Origin of the sequence: Enterobacter sp. SES19 (genome assembly GCF_011765665.1) — a bacterium.
GTDB lineage: Bacteria > Pseudomonadota > Gammaproteobacteria > Enterobacterales > Enterobacteriaceae > Enterobacter > Enterobacter pseudoroggenkampii.
On record NZ_CP050320.1, the window covers coordinates 2,264,288 to 2,280,420 of the forward strand.

The window sequence follows — 16,133 nt, forward strand, 5'->3', positions numbered from 1 at the left end:
GCGAACAAACATCGCCAGCAAAATCCATCGGATATCATTATCGGGAGCATCAAGATGAGCCATCGTGAGCATCATTATCAGGTTAAGGTCGAGTGGAAAGGGAACAAAGGTCGGGGGACGGAATCCTATAAAGCCTACGATCGTCTTTATGACATCACGGCGGGTGATAAATCTCCGATTTCAGGTTCATCAGACCCTGCATTTCTGGGGGATGCATCATGCTGGAATCCTGAAGATCTTCTTGTCGCGTCAGCCTCTGCCTGTCACAAATTATGGTATTTGCATCTTTGCGCGGAAGCGGGGATAAGCGTTTATACCTATATTGACCGGGCGGAAGGAACGATGCGCGAAGGAGAAAAGGGGTGTTTCACCTCTATTGTCCTGAAGCCTCAAATCACGCTTCGCCCAGGGGATGATATCGATCGCGCTGTGGCACTTCATCACCGCGCGCATGAGCTCTGCTTTATTGCTAACTCACTGAATTTCCCGGTGACCTGCCAGCCAACCATACTGCATAGCGCCCGTTCATCCGTCGATGAACAATAACGCTAAGCGTTGCATAACCTTCAACCGGGAATGAGTAAATGGCTTCTAACCGTACTTTCGCTCTCGATATAAGCTGGAAAACGCTGCTGAAAGACGCGGGGCTTGAGCCAGAACGCATTCTACGCAGGGCAGGATTACCTGACGATCTCTTTTTGCAAAAAGCGCGCGGACTCGATACGAGTGAATACATTCGCTTCTGGAACGCGCTGGAGGCTGAAACGAACGATCCTGCCTTTCCCGTCCCGCTCATTGAGTTGATCTCTGCGGATGTGTTTGATCCGCCCCTTTTTGCCGCACTGTGTAGCAGCAATATGATGCAGGCTGTCCAGCGTCTGGCCAGATATAAACAGCTTATTGCTCCCATGGTTCTGGAGACAACGGTCGACCAAAACGGCAACCTTACCGTCTCACCGTGTTGGCTTTTTGCGACAACTATTCCGCCGTTTCTCCAGGTGGCAGAGCTGGGCTTCCTGCTCAAGCTTCTGCGTCTGGGAACTCGCGAGCCGGTTAACCCCTTACGGATCTGCGTTTCTGCGCTACCGTCATCGGTTCAGAACAGCCACTTTTCGCGTTTCTTTGGTACTGACGTGCAATACGGAGAACAGCCCGCCATCAGCTTTTCCGCAGCCGATGCGCTTCGACCCTTTTTAACGGTCAATGAGGGGATGTGGCAGGTGTTTGAACCGGAACTGCAGCGTCGTCTCGGTCAGTTAAATGAACGGGCTTCAACCGCCGATCGTGTACGAGCGGTACTCCTGGAGCTTATTCCCGGTAACGAAGCGACTATTGAAAAAGCGGCGGAGCGTCTGGGAATGAGCAAACGCACGCTGCAGCGCAGGCTTGAGCAGGAAGGGGAAAACTTTCGCAACCTTGTCAACGCGTGTCGTGAACACCTGGCCCGCCATTATCTTCGCAATACGCGTCTTTCCGGGTATGAGATCGCGTTTTTGCTGGGTTTCGAAGATCCTAACTCATTCTATCGCGCATTTATGACCTGGACGGGCCAGACTCCTGAAGCGGCCAGGACAGCCATGCGTCTTGAGTAAACACGTGCGTATGTATCGCTCTGATGGCGCAGTTTGCGAGTCACATGGCGCGATACGCTAGTTAACATGAGGTCGAAGGAGAGCAAACTAGCCACAGTCTACTCACCGAGGTATCTATGTTTACTCAGGACAAAAAAACTGCGCTGGTCACCGGTGCATCGTCAGGTATGGGCAAAGCCATCGCCCGTCGTCTCATTCAGGATGGCTATCAGGTTTACGCTGCTGCCCGTAGCGTTGAGAAAATGCACGATCTCGCCCAGCTTGGCGCGTACCCTCTGCGGATGGATATCTCACGTGATGAAGACATTTTGGCTGCAGTGAATACCATCATGTCGCAGACAGGTGGGGTTGACGTACTGGTCAACAACGCGGGTTTTGGGCTCTATGGACCGGTAGAAGAGATCGGTATTGAAGAAGCTCGCTATCAGTTTGAAGTTAACGTGTTTGGTGCGGCCCGCCTTACGCAACTGCTGATCCCGGCCATGCGTGCCAGACGCAGCGGTTACATTATTAATATCACCTCTATGGGGGGTAAGATTTACACCCTTCTGGGAGCCTGGTATCACGCAACGAAACATGCGCTTGAGGGATGGTCTGACTGTCTGCGTCTTGAAGTGGCTGAATTTGGCATTAAGGTTGTGATTGTTGAACCGGGTTTAATCGAGACAGGCTTTGGTGATGTGGTCAGCGGCAATATAGTTAAACGTTGAGCAAATGGCCCTTACGCTCGCCTCGTGGAGAAGGTGGCTAAATCGGTCAAAAATGCATATGGGAATGGCAGAGGCAGCGACCCGAAGGTGATTGCGGACGTGGTTGCCCGCGCCGTTAAAAGCCCTCATCCGCATACACGCTATGCAGCCGGCAAGTATGCAAAGATGCTCATCCGCATGCGTCTCTGGCTGGGAGACCGTCTGTTCGATCGCGTTATTCTTGGCCAGACGCTATGACCCAGGCACCGAGGATGAAAAAATCCTCGGTGTCAGTATGTGCCCTTACGCAAGGCTGTAAACCCCCGCTCCCCAGTAACCGGTACCCGGGGAAGTCTGTTCTTTCCAGCCTGATGCGATCAGTTCCTTCGCAATAAACCGATTGATCATTCCGTGCCCCATGAGCAAGACGGGGCCGTCAGAGTCCTTCGCGACATTCACCAGGATTTCTGCCGCCTTAACGGCACGTTCTTTTGCGACGCTCACGCACTCTGCCTCGCCAGACAGGCCGCAGAGCCAAAGAACGCGAAACAGCGCTGCCCAGTAAAAAGGCGATAGTCGTAACCCTGGAATACGGAACACCGGCAGCTCTGCTTCCCGAAAAACCTCATCAATTAAGCCCGGTTCACACCCCAGCGTTTTCAACGATGAAAGGGCTCGCGGGAGAGGGCTGCTGAGAAACGTGAGCGCGCGGTACGCCTGAATTTGAGCCCTTTCAGGCGGCCTGTCGCTGCCCGTCGAAGAGAGGTTATAGCTGTCGATCCATTCGGTCATTTCCCTGCACGAGACCCTTGGCGCCCCCCTATAATGGGGTTCTCCATGCCGCATCAAAATAATTTCCATACGTTCTAATCGCTAGTCCTAGTCATCCATTCAACACTGGCAGACTAGCGCGATCTGGTGAGGGTTTTCACCCACCCGTTTTGGTGTGTCGGGCGAGATCCATAACACGCGGGCTGTACTTAACGTCGTTCACCGCAATAATATATGCGGCAAGAATGTAACTGTTTTTGTCTTTCTCGTTTCGCACGGCATCACACCTAAAGCGGTTAGTAAGGATACCCTCCATGTCTCTTCGAATTCGACAGGCCACCGGGGCCGATTCAACGCTGTTAAGCGAGCTGGGATATCGCATCTATCCCGCCCATTTTCAGCATCTGTGGGTGTCAGAGGCAGAGATGAAGGATTTTCTGCACGGAGAGTACGCGCGTTCTGTAGTTGAACAGAGCCTGAAAGATAACGCTGTTTCCTGGTATGTTGCAGAGACCGATCGGCCAGTGGGATTCATGAAAGTGACCTGGGAAGCCATTCTTCCAGAAACGGACAAGAAGGGTGTTCTCCTCAATAAGCTCTACCTTGATCCCGCCGCAACCGGCAAGAACTATGGTCAGGTGATGTTCAACAACATCACAGACATGGCCCGGAGCAGGGGGAAAGACTATCTCTGGCTGGAGGTGCTTGAGCAGAACGCGGGAGCGTACCGGTTCTACCAGAAGCAGGGCATGCTCTGCGTTAAGAACGTCCTTTTCGAAACCGCCTCACAGCAGAGCATACTCAGGATTATGGGGATGCCTCTTTAGAAAGCGAGTCATGCTGTGCCAGCGACAGCGCGCTGGCGCTGGCGGGATCGAACAGCGAGATGCTCTCAATTTGATTGAGTAAAATCACTTTGCGGAATGACATGGCGCTGCGGGGTTCCGAGTCGAGCGTAATGTCATGCTCCGCATACCACCGGCTGTAATTATTCTCGATGCGGAAGTTCATCGTCTTCGCGTCTCTGTACCCGCTCAACATTGGGATCAGCACGATGTTGGCCGTTTTTTCATATTCCAGCGTCGCGGTGTGGATCATACCCACGTAAATCCGCCTCGAGCGCAGCGTGACCTGCGCCAGCTCGCCTTGCTCCATACACTGGTACAGCAGCTGTTCGATCCCGCTCGCCTGCGCAAGCCGTTTGTAGAGCTTTTTCCGACTCTCGCCGTCCAGCCTGGCGCTGCCCGCCCAGTTAGAGCGGTAGAGGCAAAACAGGATGGCAAACGCCAGCATTACGATCACCGGCGCCTGAATGCCTAAAAAGCTCCAGTTCATAAAGTCGATTTGCCAGTCGGTGTATTTCGGGGAGGCAAAGTGAAAAGCGTTGTTGGCGGCGGAAAGGGCGAGCAGCAGCAGCCAGAGCAGCCCCGTGGCAATCACGCCCTGCAGAACGAAAATACAGCCGTAAAGCGCAACGAGAAAATAGACATCCCAGCCGAAGGAACGCTTGATTTTAAAGCGGGTCGACAGGTCGCGGCTTGTGTACCAGTACCCGCAGACCATCAGCACCATAAATATCGCCGTTCCCATATCAGGCCCTCTTCAGCGTGTTGACGTGACGCAGAAAATCCTGCCTCACCTCGTTGCTCTTGTAGTTCACCGAGGCGTTCCCGTCCTGGTCGATAATGATGCGATCGCCATCTTCCACGGCTTCAATGATTTCCTGCTGGCTCATCACCTGCAGTAAGGATTCCGGGCTTGAGAAAAGGGAGAGGAAGAAACGTTTCATACGGGCATCCTTTTGAATAAAAAGGATAAGCCTGGAAGAAGACCGACGAATTTGCCTTAAGGATATCCTGAAAGTGAAAGCCGGGTGGCGGCTACGCCTTACCCGGCCTACAAAACCGTCAAACGATTGAGTTATCAAGTTGTTGATATTGATAGGTAATAAAAAATAAATCTGCACAAACTTGGACAAATAACGTTAATTGTGTAAGTTTTAATTATGCGATTACGCCACGTTGTTTACAGCCAGGATGTGACCCATGAGCACTTTGCCCTCTGTCGTGAGTCGGTTTGTCGATTACTACGCCGCACTGGATAGCCAGCCGCCGTCCGCGCTGGCGGGGCTTTATCATTCGAATGCCACGCTTATCGATCCGTTTGGTGAGCACAACGGTATTTTTGCGCTTCAGCGCTATTTCACCCATCTGCTGGCCAACGTCGAGAACTGCCGTTTTTCTATCGATGCGCCGCTGTGCAGCGGGAACCGGTTTGTTGTCACCTGGGTGATGCACTGGTCGCACCCGCGCATTGCCGGAGGCGAACCGCTCGACCTGCCCGGATGTTCAGTGGTGCAGACGGAAAACGATCTCATCACGCACCAGCGCGACTACTACGATGCGGGAGAGATGATCTACGAACATCTTCCTCTGCTTGGCTGGGCGGTTCGCGGCGTGAAGCGGAGGGTCAAATCATGAAGACGGTGCTGATTACCGGCGCAAGCTCGGGGATTGGCGCCGGGCTGGCAAAATCCTTTTCCGCTGACGGCTACCATGTGATTGCCTGCGGGCGAGATCCGGCGCGTCTGGAAGCGCTGCATCAGACCTGTCCTAATCTCACCGTTCGCCTGTTCGATATGACGGACAGGGACGCCTGTCGCCAGGCGCTGACCGGCAGCTACGCCGACCTGATTATTCTCTGCGCCGGTACCTGCGAATACCTCGACGGTGGAGTAGTGGATGCGGCGCTGGTGGAGCGGGTGATGGCAACCAATTTCCTCGGCCCGGTGAACTGCCTTGAAGCGCTCCAGCCGCAGCTGGTGGCAGGTAATCGCGTGGTGCTGGTGAGCTCGATGGCCCACTGGCTGCCTTTCCCACGGGCAGAGGCCTACGGCGCGTCCAAAGCGGCGTTGAGCTGGTTTGCCGAGAGTCTGCGCCTGGACTGGGAGCCAAAAGGGATTGCCGTCACGGTTGTCTCTCCGGGCTTTGTCGATACGCCCCTGACGCAAAAAAACGATTTTGCCATGCCGGGCAGGGTGACCGTCGACGAGGCGGTCAAGGCGATCCGTATCGGACTGGCGGCTGGGAAAATGCATATTGCGTTTCCTGACGGGTTTGGCTTCATTTTGCGGCTGCTCTCCGGGCTGCCTGCGTTTCTTCAGCGCGCGCTGCTGCGCAGGATGGTGCGTTCATGAACATTGCGATTATCGGCAGCGGCATTGCCGGGCTGACCTGCGCCTGGCGGCTGGCCGGGCACCATCAGGTGACCCTGTTTGAAGCAGGCGCCACGCCGGGCGGCCATACCGCAACGGTTGACGTGACAACGCCACAGGGCACATACGCGATCGATACCGGGTTTATCGTCTATAACGATCGCACCTATCCGCGTTTTATGGGTCTGCTCAGCGAGCTGGGCATCAGCGGGCAAAAAACGCAGATGAGCTTTTCGGTGCACAATCCCGCTACGGGGTTTGAGTACAACGGACACACCCTGACATCGCTGTTTGCCCAGCGTCGAAACCTGGTGAATCCGGCATTCTGGCGGCTGCTGGGCGAGATCGTTCGCTTTAATCGCCTGGCGAAAGCGGCGCTGGACGGGGAGGTGGACCCGAACGCCACGCTGCAGACGTTTTTGCAGCAGCACGGCTTCACGCCGTTTTTTGCGCGACACTACATTCTGCCGATGGGGGCCGCCATCTGGTCATCGTCGCTGCAGGAGATGACGCGTTTCCCGCTGCCGCTCTTCCTGCGTTTCTTTCACCACCACGGCCTGCTGGATATCACCCATCGTCCGCAGTGGTACGTAGTGCCGGGCGGCTCGCGGGAGTATATCCGCGCCATGCTGGATAAGCTGGGCGACCGGCTGACGCTGCACCTGAACGCGCCGGTGCAGCGTGTGAAACGCCATGCGGATGGCGTCACCCTCCAGCTCGACGACGCCAGCCATACCTTCGACCAGGTGATCTTTGCCTGCCACTCCGCCAGTGCTCTGGCGATGCTTGATGACCCGACGCCCGCCGAGCGCGAAGTGCTGGGCGATATCGGCTGGCAGCGCAACGAGGTTGTGTTGCACAGCGACCCGCGCTGGCTGCCGGTGCGGCCGCGCGCCTGGGCCAGCTGGAACTACCGCCTGAGCGAGCAGGCGCAGGCCAGCGCCTGCGTCACCTACAACATGAACATCCTGCAGGGGCTGCCTGCGGGCAGCCCGCTGTTCTGCGTCACCCTGAACCCGGACGCACCGGTGGATGAACGCTTCGTTCTGCAACGCTTCGTTTATGAACATCCACTGTTTAACCCGCAAAGCTGGCAGGCGCAGGCGCGGCGCGGCGAGATCAACGGCCACCGGCGGAGCTGGTTCTGCGGAGCCTACTGGTACAACGGTTTTCATGAGGACGGGGTGCGCAGCGCGCTGGACGTGGTCAATGCGATAGCGGCCGGGGAGGGGAACTGAGATGAACAGCTGCCTTTACCACGGCGTATTACGCCACCGCCGCCTGCAGCCGAAAACCCATGAGTTTCGCTACAGCGTGTTTATGGCCTGGCTGGATCTCGATGAACTGCCGCTGCTGACGTCCGTCGGCGTGCGGCGCAATGGCTTTGCTGCCGCCTCATTCCATGACGCGGACTATCCGCTCGGCACGCCGCTTAAAGAGAACGTGCTGAGCAGGCTGGAGAGCCTGACCGGGGAACGTCCGGATGGGCGGGTCATGCTCCTGACGCAGTTGCGCTATTTCGGGTTCCATTTTAATCCGGTCAACTTTTACTACTGCTATGACGGGAAGGGTACCCTGCGCTGGGTGCTGGCGGAGGTCCGCAACACGCCGTGGAACGAGCGTCATTATTACGCGGTCGACGGGCAACATGCCCAGCCCACGGAAAAAGCGTTTCACGTTTCTCCCTTCAACCCGATGGACATGATCTACCACTGGCGCTTCAACGACCCGGATAACACGCTGCATATGCACATTGAAAATCATCAGGAGGCGAAGGTGTTCGACGCCACGCTTGCGCTGCGCCGGGAGCCTCTGACGCGCCCCGCGCTGCGTTCGCTGCTCCTGCGTATCCCGCTTATGACCCTGAAAACCGTTTTCGCCATTTACTGGCAGGCGCTGCGCCTGTGGCTCAAGCGCGTGCCGCTGTATAACCATCCCGTCAGCAGGAGTGAACGCTCATGACCGATCCCGTCTTTGCGTTAGAACCCGATATCCCGCGCAACGTGCGCCTTGCGCGCTGGCTGCTTTTTCGTCTGTTAAGCGGCATTCGCGGCGGCTCGCTCACGCTGCGTGAAGGGGCACAGACCTTTCATTTTGGCGAGACATCCTCCGCGCTGCATGCCGACGTGCAGATCCTTACGCCCGGCGTTTACTGGCGCGTCTTAACGGGCGGGAGCCTTGCCGCGGCAGAAGCCTGGATGGACGGCGAATGGGAAACCGCGCACCTCACGCCACTACTGGAACTTCTGGCGCTCAACGGCGAGGTGCTTGGTCGTCTCGAAAACGGGTTCCGTCTGTTCGGCAGGCCGCTGGAGCGGCTACGCCACTGGACGCGACGAAACTCCCGCGCGCAGGCGCGTGAAAATATTGCCGCCCATTACGATCTGGGTAACACCTTCTATGCCCATTTTCTGGATAAGGAGCTGCTCTATTCCAGCGCGCTGTTTACCGCTGACGAGCAGGATCTCACTGCGGCTCAGCAGGCCAAAATGGCGCGCCTGTGTGAACAGCTGGCGCTAAACCCGGGTGACCATCTGCTGGAAATTGGCACCGGCTGGGGCGCGATGGCGGAATACGCGGCCCGTCATTATGGCTGTCGGGTGACCACCACCACGTTATCGCAGGAGCAATACGTCTGGGCGACCGAGCGGATCGCCCGCGCCGGACTGCAGGATCGGGTCGAGGTGCTGCTCTGCGACTATCGCGACCTCACCGGACAGTACGACAAGCTGGTCTCGATAGAGATGATCGAAGCCGTCGGGCAGCGCTATCTGCCCACGTTCTTCCGTACCTGCCAGGCTCGGCTGCGCCCCGGAGGACGCATGGCAATTCAGGCCATCACTATTCAGGATCAGCGCTATCGCGACTACAGCAAAAGCGTCGATTTTATCCAGCGCTATATTTTCCCCGGCGGCTTCCTGCCGAGCATTACGGCGATGAACGAGTTGATGACGCGCCACACCGATTTCGTGGTGCGCAATCTGTTCGACATGGGTCCCGACTACGCCCGCACGCTGGCCCACTGGCGGCAGCGCTTTGTCCACGCCTGGCAGGAGATTGAAAAGCTCGGCTTTGACGAGCGGTTTCGCCGCATGTGGCTGTACTACTTTGGCTACTGCGAAGCCGGGTTTAACGCCCGCACCATCAGCGTGGTGCAGCTGACCGCCGAGCGAGTATGAAACGATATCTTCAGGTCTTTCTGCTGGCCGTCGCGTTCGATCTTTACTGGGCGCTGGTGGTGCTCTTTCGCGAACAAGGCCTGACTGTCTGGCTCGCGCTGGCGATCCTGGCATGCCTGCTTTTGCCGTCTGTATACCGTTTTTACGCCATTGGGCTGGCCGCGGCGGGCAGTTTGCTGGATACGCTCTGGGCGATGACGGGACTGATAGCCTTCACGGGCGAGTCTCTGATGCCGCTATGGATGGTGGCACTGTGGCTGATGTTTGCCACCGTCTGGACGCAGCTTACGCGCACCACCACGTTGCCCGGCTGGCTGCTGACACTGCTGGCGGCCGTAGGAGGCCCGGTGGCGTACCTGATTGGCGAGCGGCTGGGTGCCATCACATTTCTGGAACCGACCTTTATCGTCGTCAGCTGGATGGCGCCGGGTTGGCTGGTGCTGATGCTGTTTTTCCACCTGCTGATGGGGAGACAAAAATGAGAGCTGCGATTTTGCTGCTTTGGCTCATCGCCATGCCCGCGGCCCAGGCCGCCGACTGGCTGGCGTGGCGTAAGGTGGGCGATGCCACGCTTACCTGGGGGCCGTTCACCGTCTATACCTCCCAGCTGCGCACGCCGGACGGGCGTTACGGTCGGGAGAACCAGGATCAGGCGCTGATAATTACCTATGCGCGCGACATCGATCGCGATGAGCTGGTCGAGGCGACCCGCGACCAGTGGCAGGCGCAGGGGATCCTGGCGCAGGAACCGCAAAGCGAAGCCTGGCTGCGGATGCTCCGGACGCTGTGGCCGGATGTTCGACCGGGCTCACAGCTGGCGTTTGTCCTTGATGACCAGCAGGGGCAGTTCTGGTACCGCGATCCGGCCCTTCAGAAAACCTTTATTCCCCTGGGACCACGCCAGTCAGAAGCGTTCAGTACCCGCTTTCTGGCCATCTGGCTGGCTCCCCGTACGCAATATCCTGAGCTGCGTCAGCAGTTAATCGGAGGCCAAAAATGAAACGTTTTCTGATGATGGTGCTGGCATTAACGATGCTGCTGGCGGGCTGTAGCACAGAGGTGACCGAATACCGCCAGCAGCAGCCGCGGCTTGATATTTTCCATTACTTCCAGGGAAAAACCGAAGCGTGGGGGATGGTGCAGGATCGCAGCGGCAAGCAGATCCGACGTTTTCACGTGGAGATTGCCGGAGACGTTATCGGCGATACGCTGACGCTCAACGAACATTTTGTTTACGACGACGGTGAGAAGCAGCAGCGGGTCTGGCATATCCGGCGCCTGGGGACCGATCGCTATGAGGGCACGGCGGGGGATATCGAAGGGGTAGCGACGGGGCAGGCCGCAGGCAACGCGTTCAACTGGCATTACAGCATGAGCGTGAAGGCCAACGGCAGCACCTGGCTACTGAACTTTGACGACTGGATGTACCTGCAGGATGAGAACCATCTGTTTAATAAAACCGAGATGAAGAAACTGGGCGTCACCGTCGCCACGGTGACGCTGTTTTTCACCAAGGGATAAGGGATCCCCACTCAATTTGTAACCAGAAGCGATTCGGATTTTTTAAATGACATGATTATTTTGCAGCGATGACCTGGTCCGGCTGTAAATCGCTGAGGCGTTTCCTGCAGGCCGGGGCGAGGCGCAGGGATGCGCCGAGAGGGCGGGCTTTACAGGGATGTTACCTCCGCCCGTCCCAGATAAGCCGGAAGGAATAAGCCGAAGGGACCGCGAAGCGGCGATTTACCGCCGGGAGCCCGGGTCGCCAGGGTGGTGGCGATTGAGCCACCCTGGCACGTTCACAGGTCATGTCGTTACAGAGTAGCAAGGAACATAAAGTGAACGGAATGACCACTACAGCCGTATGTTCCCCCTCACCCTAACCCTCTCCCCAAAGGGGCGAGGGAACTGTTTCGTGTCTACGCTGTGTCCGCAAGGTGTGATGTCATGCCCCGGCAGAACGGGTTTTACTACCCGAGTAAATAAAGACAAGCGCAATCCCCAGGCAGACTACCGCCCCCAGACGACTCGTTGAAAAGGAAATGGCGGGATTACCCAGCCAGCCAAAGTGATCAATCAGCATGCTCATGGCGAGCTGGCCAAAGATGACCGCCACCGTGGCGACGGCGGTGCCGATGCGCTGTACGGCGAGTACCATAATCACGATATAGGGCACGCCGAACATTGCCCCGAGAAGCTGCCATTTTGGCACGTCCAGCAGCGTGACTGCCTGCTTCGGTTCAAAGAAGAAAATGAGCAGGGCGGTCACCAGCGCGCCGACGGAAAACGTCAGAAACGCGCTTTTAAAAACGCCCACGCTGCTGCCGAGCTGTCCGTTAATGGCGGCCTGAATGCTCAGCGTCGCGCCGCCGCACACGGCCAGAAGGATCATAATCAGTGTCATACGTTACCCCTGTGCGACCAGAACCAGTGCCGCAATGATGAAAACCAGTGCAATAATGCGCTTCGCGTTTATCTTCCTGTGTGGCGAACCCAGCAGACCATAATGGTCAATGATCAGGCTTTTAAAGACCTGCCCGGCCAGAATGCCAATCATGGTCATGGCGATGCCGATGGTGGGTGTCGCCACGGTCAGGATGACCACGTACACCGGCCCGAGCACGCCGCCGAGCAGCTGCCAGCCGGGCTGTGCGAAAAATGACGGGCTGTTGCGCGGGCTGAAAAACAGCATCAGCAGAAACGTTAGCGCGGCGCCAACGCCAAAAATGCTGAACGTCGCCCACAAATCCCCGACCTTTCCCCCCAGCGGTCCCAGCAGTCCCGCCTCGACGGAGAGGCCCATCCCGCCGGCAATCACCAGTAAAATCAAAACAAACTGCATTCTTCTTCCTCCGTTTTCAGGCGGAGAAGATTACGTGGGTTGTTCAATGAGAAAAATGCCATAATGCTGGAAACACCTTTGCGAGAAATGCATTAATGGTTGACGCCAGCAACATCAACATCCGCGCGCTGCTGATCTTTATCGATGTGTATGAAGCGCAGAACTTCTCCGTCGTGGCGCGGCGGCAGGGGATATCGGCCTCGCAGATATCGCGCGTGATCCACCAGCTTGAGGACGCGCTCGGGCAGCAGCTTTTCTATCGCAATACGCGGGCCGTCATTCCCACGGAAAGCGGTCATCTGTTTGTTCGCTACGCCCGGTCGATGGCGGAAAATCTGGAAGAGGCGCGCCGGGAACTGGACGCGCGTGCGGTGGAACCGTCCGGTGCGATCCGCATTAACGGACCGGTGTTTTTCGGCCAGAAGCACATAGCCCCAGGACTTCCCGGCCTGTCGGAACGCTATCCTCGCCTGAGCGTAGAGCTGACGCTGACCGATGATTTTATCGATCCCCACCGGGATGCGGCAGACCTTATCTTCCGCATTGGTGTACTGACGGACTCCTCGTTTCATGCGCGAGTGTTCGGGCAGCAGGTTTATCATCTGGCCGCGTCGCCGGACTACGTGCGTAAACATGGTGCACCTGAAGGACCGGACGATCTGAACCGTCATCACTGTCTTGTCTATCGCGGATCGTCAGGGCCAAACCGCTGGCTCTTTCGCAGGAAGGGCGAGGCGTGGATACACTATCCCGTGACGCCATTGATGACCTCCAATAATGCGGAGGCGTTACTCGCTGCGGCGCTGGGTGGAATGGGGATCGTGCTGTTCCCGGACTGGCTGGTGAGTGAACAGCTCCAGCGCGGTGAGCTGATTTCGCTCCTGCCCGCGCTGGAGTGTGCCATCAATACGGAACAGCAGGCTATTGCGGCGATCTATCCTGATGCCCGACATCCGCCCCTGAACGTCAGGGCGGTAATTGATTATTACGTCGAGCGCTTTGGTACGCCGCTTTACTGGCAAAGGTAAGGGGATTACGCGCCAAGCTCTTTGCGGATAATCTCTGCGCCAGCGCTAAGTGCTTTCAGCTTGCCGTTAGCGACCTCACGGGAGAGGGGAGCCATACCGCAGTTGGTTGACGGATACAGCTTGTCGGCATCGACAAACTGCAGCGCTTTACGCAGCGTATCGGCCACTTCCTCCGGCGTTTCAACCGTGTTGGTTGCCACGTCAATCGCGCCAACCATCACTTTCTTGCCGCGGATCAGCTCCAGCAGATCCATCGGCACGCGGGAGTTGTGGCACTCCAGAGAGATGATGTCGATGTTAGAGGTCTGCAGCTTAGGGAAGGCCTCTTCGTACTGGCGCCACTCGGATCCGAGCGTCTTTTTCCAGTCGGTATTGGCCTTGATACCGTAGCCGTAGCAGATGTGTACCGCGGTCTCGCACTTCAGCCCTTCAATGGCGCGCTCCAGCGCGGCGATACCCCAGTCGTTGACCTCATCAAAAAAGACGTTAAACGCCGGTTCATCAAACTGGATAATATCCACGCCTGCGGCCTCTAGCTCTCGCGCTTCCTGATTGAGGATTTTGGCGAATTCCCAGGCCAGCTTTTCGCGGCTTTTATAGTGCGCGTCGTAAAGGGTGTCGATCATGGTCATTGGCCCCGGCAGAGCCCATTTGATCGGCTTGTCCGTAAGCTTACGTAGATATTTAGCATCGTCCACGAAGACCGGTTTCTGCCGCGCGACGGCGGAGACCACGGTCGGCACGCTCGCGTCATAGCGGTTACGAATGCGCACCGTCTGGCGGTTCTCAAAATCGACGCCGCTCAGGTGTTCAATAAAGGTAGTGACGAAGTGCTGGCGGGTCTGTTCCCCGTCGCTGACGATATCGATTCCCGCGCGGATCTGCTCATCCAGAGACAGGCGCAGCGCATCCTGCTTGCCCGCCAGCAGTTCCTGATCCTGCAATTTCCAGGGTGACCACAGCGTTTCAGGTTGCGCAAGCCAGGTCGGCTTAGGCAGGCTGCCAGCCGTTGAAGTCGGGAGCAATGTTTTCATAATAAAAGACCTTTTTTGATGTATTAAAGCGTGTAGTTATCAGACCACTGCTCAAGAATGTGTTTGTAAGGCTTAATGAAGTACTCTTCGGTAAATCGACCCTGTTCAATCGCCAGACGGCTTCGCTCTTCCCGGTCATACACAATTTTGGTTAAGGAGTGATCCTGCTGGTTCAGATCCGGTCGGTAGCACAGTCCGGCCGCCGAGTTGGCGTTATAAATTTCCGGGCGATAGATCTTCTGGAACGTCTCCATCGTGCTGATGGTGGCAATCAGTTCCAGATCGGTGTAGTCGCTCAGCAAATCGCCGGTAAAGAAGAACGCGAAAGGCGCCACGCTGTGTTCCGGCATGAAGTAGCGCACGCTCAGGCCCATCTTCGCGAAGTACTGCTCCGTGAGCGATTCGCCATCCGGCTGATACTCAACGCCCAGCACGGGGTGCTGATTACCGGTGCGGCGATAGGTATCTTTGCTGGAGACGCTCAGGCAGATCACCGGTCCCTTTCTAAAGTTCTCTTTGTATTCCGGTGAGTTCACAAAGTGGTGGAAGATATTGCCGTGCAGCTCGCCAAACTTTTCCGGAATGCTGAAGTGCTGCTGGTTCTTGTTATGCTCCAGCAGCAGGACGCTGAAATCATAATCCCGCACGTAAGACGAGAAGTTATTCCCGACGATGCCAGGGAGACGCTGGTTGTTTTTCTTGTCGACAATATACGTTTGCAATATCTCAATGGCCGGGAACGGTTTTTCCGCGCCAATGTTCAAATCGACAGAGATGATTTCAAGCTCTACCGCGTAGCGATCGGCGGTTGGGTTATCCCAGCGCGCTAAGGCGTTGAAGCGGTTGTTGATCATCACCAGCGTATTGCGCAGGTTCTCCTGACGTTTTTCCCCGCGGGCCAGGTTGGCAAAGTTAGTGGTCGTACGCGTATTTTCTGACGGGTTGTAATTCTCATCGAAGCAACTGCGCTTAAGGTTATATGTGAAAGCTTTGCTCATTGTGGTTATGCATCCTAAGTTCATGTTGCTAAGAAGTTACCAATGCATAATTTATGCCTGACCCCGCGGCGCAGGGGAAGTGACTTAATTTCACTGCAACATGAGCGAACTTCATGAAGGGTAGTCCGCGAGGTTTCGCTGCCTTCTTGCCGGGTGGACCCGACCTACGATTCTGCTAATGTCGCACTCTTTCCTCAATTCCCGCTATAATCCCCAAAATTTCCAACCGGTTTAGAAACAATCATGACAAAACTCACCTTACAAGAGCAGATGCTGAAAGCGGGCCTTGTCAGCAGCAAGAAAGCGGCGAAAGTGCAGCGTACGGCAAAGAAATCACGCGTTCAGGCGCGTGAGGCCCGTGAAGCGGTCGAAGAGAACAAGAAGGCGCAGATCGAGCGTGACAAGCTGCTGAGCGAGCAGCAGAAGCAGGCCGTGCTGGCGAAAGAGTTTAAGGCGCAGGTGAAGCAGCTGATTGAGATGAACCGCATCACCGTGGCGAAAGGCAACATCACCTTTAACTTTACCGACGGTACGCTGATTAAAAAGATTGAAGTCGATAAGCAAACGCAGACCCAGCTGATCAACGGCCGTCTGGCGATTGCGCGTCTGGTGCTAAATGCTAACGGTGACTGCGACTACGCGATCATTCCGGCAGTGGTGGCCGATAAAATTGCCCAGCGCGATGCCGACAGCATCGTGTTAAACAGCGCGCTCAGCCAGGAAGAGCAGGACGAAGACGATCCGTACGCGGACTTCAAAATCCCTGACGATTTGATGTGGTAAACC

Annotated in this window: 20 protein-coding genes and 1 pseudogene; 14 read left to right on the plus strand and 7 right to left on the minus strand. The window is 56.5% G+C overall.

Annotation, left to right across the window (positions count from 1 at the left end):
* Positions 1–54: 54 nt before the first annotated feature.
* The 3 genes and pseudogenes from GXP72_RS10805 to GXP72_RS10815 all read left to right on the plus strand — a co-directional run bounded on the left by GXP72_RS10805 (position 55) and on the right by GXP72_RS10815 (position 2,539).
* The gene (locus GXP72_RS10805) at positions 55–546 is read left to right on the plus strand and encodes an OsmC family protein (RefSeq protein WP_048989728.1); all 492 of its coding nucleotides are present in this window, start codon (positions 55–57) and stop codon (positions 544–546) included.
* 38 nt (positions 547–584) lie between these two features.
* A complete protein-coding gene (locus GXP72_RS10810; RefSeq protein ID WP_090417063.1) occupies positions 585–1,592 on the plus strand; it encodes an AraC family transcriptional regulator in 1,008 nt (335 codons plus the stop codon).
* 116 nt (positions 1,593–1,708) lie between these two features.
* Positions 1,709–2,539, plus strand: a pseudogene (locus tag GXP72_RS10815) (oxidoreductase).
* Positions 2,540–2,584: 45 nt separating this feature from the next.
* Here the strand turns inward: GXP72_RS10815 and GXP72_RS10820 are convergent.
* Positions 2,585–3,127 (minus strand): phosphoglycerate mutase family protein, encoded by a 543-nt coding sequence (locus GXP72_RS10820; RefSeq protein ID WP_090418191.1) that lies wholly within the window; start codon positions 3,125–3,127, stop codon positions 2,585–2,587.
* A 239-nt stretch (positions 3,128–3,366) separates the two neighbouring features.
* On the opposite strand from GXP72_RS10820, the gene GXP72_RS10825 reads away from it, so the two are divergent.
* Positions 3,367–3,879, plus strand: coding sequence for a GNAT family N-acetyltransferase (locus GXP72_RS10825; RefSeq protein ID WP_208763862.1), 513 nt, complete (start codon positions 3,367–3,369; stop codon positions 3,877–3,879).
* Here the strand turns inward: GXP72_RS10825 and GXP72_RS10830 are convergent.
* Positions 3,860–4,642, minus strand: a complete 783-nt coding sequence (locus GXP72_RS10830; protein ID WP_208763863.1) for a hypothetical protein — start codon at positions 4,640–4,642, stop codon at positions 3,860–3,862. The two genes, GXP72_RS10825 and GXP72_RS10830, sit on opposite strands and share 20 nt — an antisense overlap.
* A 1-nt stretch (position 4,643) precedes the next feature.
* The gene (locus tag GXP72_RS10835) at positions 4,644–4,841 is read right to left on the minus strand and encodes a hypothetical protein (RefSeq protein WP_024908361.1); all 198 of its coding nucleotides are present in this window, start codon (positions 4,839–4,841) and stop codon (positions 4,644–4,646) included.
* 256 nt (positions 4,842–5,097) lie between these two features.
* On the opposite strand from GXP72_RS10835, the gene GXP72_RS10840 reads away from it, so the two are divergent.
* The 8 genes from GXP72_RS10840 to GXP72_RS10875 are packed head-to-tail and all read left to right on the plus strand — an operon-like array spanning position 5,098 to position 10,966.
* Positions 5,098–5,532, plus strand: coding sequence for a nuclear transport factor 2 family protein (locus GXP72_RS10840; RefSeq protein WP_208763864.1), 435 nt, complete (start codon positions 5,098–5,100; stop codon positions 5,530–5,532).
* The gene (locus tag GXP72_RS10845) at positions 5,529–6,248 is read left to right on the plus strand and encodes an SDR family NAD(P)-dependent oxidoreductase (RefSeq protein ID WP_032647042.1); all 720 of its coding nucleotides are present in this window, start codon (positions 5,529–5,531) and stop codon (positions 6,246–6,248) included. Before GXP72_RS10840 ends, GXP72_RS10845 begins: the two co-directional genes overlap by 4 nt.
* Entirely contained in the window at positions 6,245–7,504 is a 1,260-nt protein-coding gene (locus GXP72_RS10850; protein WP_208763865.1) for an FAD-dependent oxidoreductase, read from the plus strand. The genes GXP72_RS10845 and GXP72_RS10850 overlap by 4 nt, the downstream gene beginning before the upstream one ends.
* A gap of 1 nt (position 7,505) precedes the next feature.
* On the plus strand, positions 7,506–8,228 hold the full coding sequence (locus GXP72_RS10855; RefSeq protein WP_157189123.1) for a DUF1365 domain-containing protein: 723 nt from the start codon (positions 7,506–7,508) through the stop codon (positions 8,226–8,228).
* On the plus strand, positions 8,225–9,445 hold the full coding sequence (locus GXP72_RS10860) for a cyclopropane-fatty-acyl-phospholipid synthase family protein (RefSeq protein WP_208763866.1): 1,221 nt from the start codon (positions 8,225–8,227) through the stop codon (positions 9,443–9,445). Before GXP72_RS10855 ends, GXP72_RS10860 begins: the two co-directional genes overlap by 4 nt.
* Positions 9,442–9,927 (plus strand): DUF2878 domain-containing protein, encoded by a 486-nt coding sequence (locus GXP72_RS10865; protein WP_208763867.1) that lies wholly within the window; start codon positions 9,442–9,444, stop codon positions 9,925–9,927. The genes GXP72_RS10860 and GXP72_RS10865 overlap by 4 nt, the downstream gene beginning before the upstream one ends.
* Positions 9,924–10,445 (plus strand): hypothetical protein, encoded by a 522-nt coding sequence (locus tag GXP72_RS10870; RefSeq protein WP_061715216.1) that lies wholly within the window; start codon positions 9,924–9,926, stop codon positions 10,443–10,445. Before GXP72_RS10865 ends, GXP72_RS10870 begins: the two co-directional genes overlap by 4 nt.
* Positions 10,442–10,966, plus strand: a complete 525-nt coding sequence (locus GXP72_RS10875) for a DUF3833 domain-containing protein (protein ID WP_061715215.1) — start codon at positions 10,442–10,444, stop codon at positions 10,964–10,966. Before GXP72_RS10870 ends, GXP72_RS10875 begins: the two co-directional genes overlap by 4 nt.
* 424 nt (positions 10,967–11,390) lie before the next feature.
* Here GXP72_RS10875 and GXP72_RS10880 read toward each other — a convergent pair whose 3' ends face one another.
* On the minus strand, positions 11,391–11,849 hold the full coding sequence (locus GXP72_RS10880) for a DMT family transporter (protein ID WP_024908370.1): 459 nt from the start codon (positions 11,847–11,849) through the stop codon (positions 11,391–11,393).
* Between the two features lie 3 nt (positions 11,850–11,852).
* Positions 11,853–12,287: a DMT family transporter gene (locus GXP72_RS10885; protein WP_208763868.1), complete on the minus strand. Its 435-nt coding sequence runs from the start codon at positions 12,285–12,287 to the stop codon at positions 11,853–11,855.
* Positions 12,288–12,382: 95 nt separating this feature from the next.
* On the opposite strand from GXP72_RS10885, the gene GXP72_RS10890 reads away from it, so the two are divergent.
* Complete coding sequence (locus GXP72_RS10890) at positions 12,383–13,315, plus strand: LysR family transcriptional regulator (protein ID WP_208763869.1); 933 nt, start codon at positions 12,383–12,385, stop codon at positions 13,313–13,315.
* A gap of 5 nt (positions 13,316–13,320) precedes the next feature.
* On the opposite strand, the gene GXP72_RS10895 is transcribed toward GXP72_RS10890, so the two are convergent.
* Both GXP72_RS10895 and GXP72_RS10900 read right to left on the minus strand, forming a co-directional pair.
* Positions 13,321–14,349: a methionine synthase gene (locus GXP72_RS10895; protein WP_208763870.1), complete on the minus strand. Its 1,029-nt coding sequence runs from the start codon at positions 14,347–14,349 to the stop codon at positions 13,321–13,323.
* A 23-nt stretch (positions 14,350–14,372) separates the two neighbouring features.
* Positions 14,373–15,347: a DUF1852 domain-containing protein gene (locus GXP72_RS10900; protein ID WP_048990895.1), complete on the minus strand. Its 975-nt coding sequence runs from the start codon at positions 15,345–15,347 to the stop codon at positions 14,373–14,375.
* Positions 15,348–15,590: 243 nt separating this feature from the next.
* Between GXP72_RS10900 and GXP72_RS10905 the strand changes: the two genes are divergently transcribed.
* Positions 15,591–16,130, plus strand: a complete 540-nt coding sequence (locus GXP72_RS10905; RefSeq protein WP_008502315.1) for a DUF2058 domain-containing protein — start codon at positions 15,591–15,593, stop codon at positions 16,128–16,130.
* Positions 16,131–16,133 lie beyond the last annotated feature (3 nt).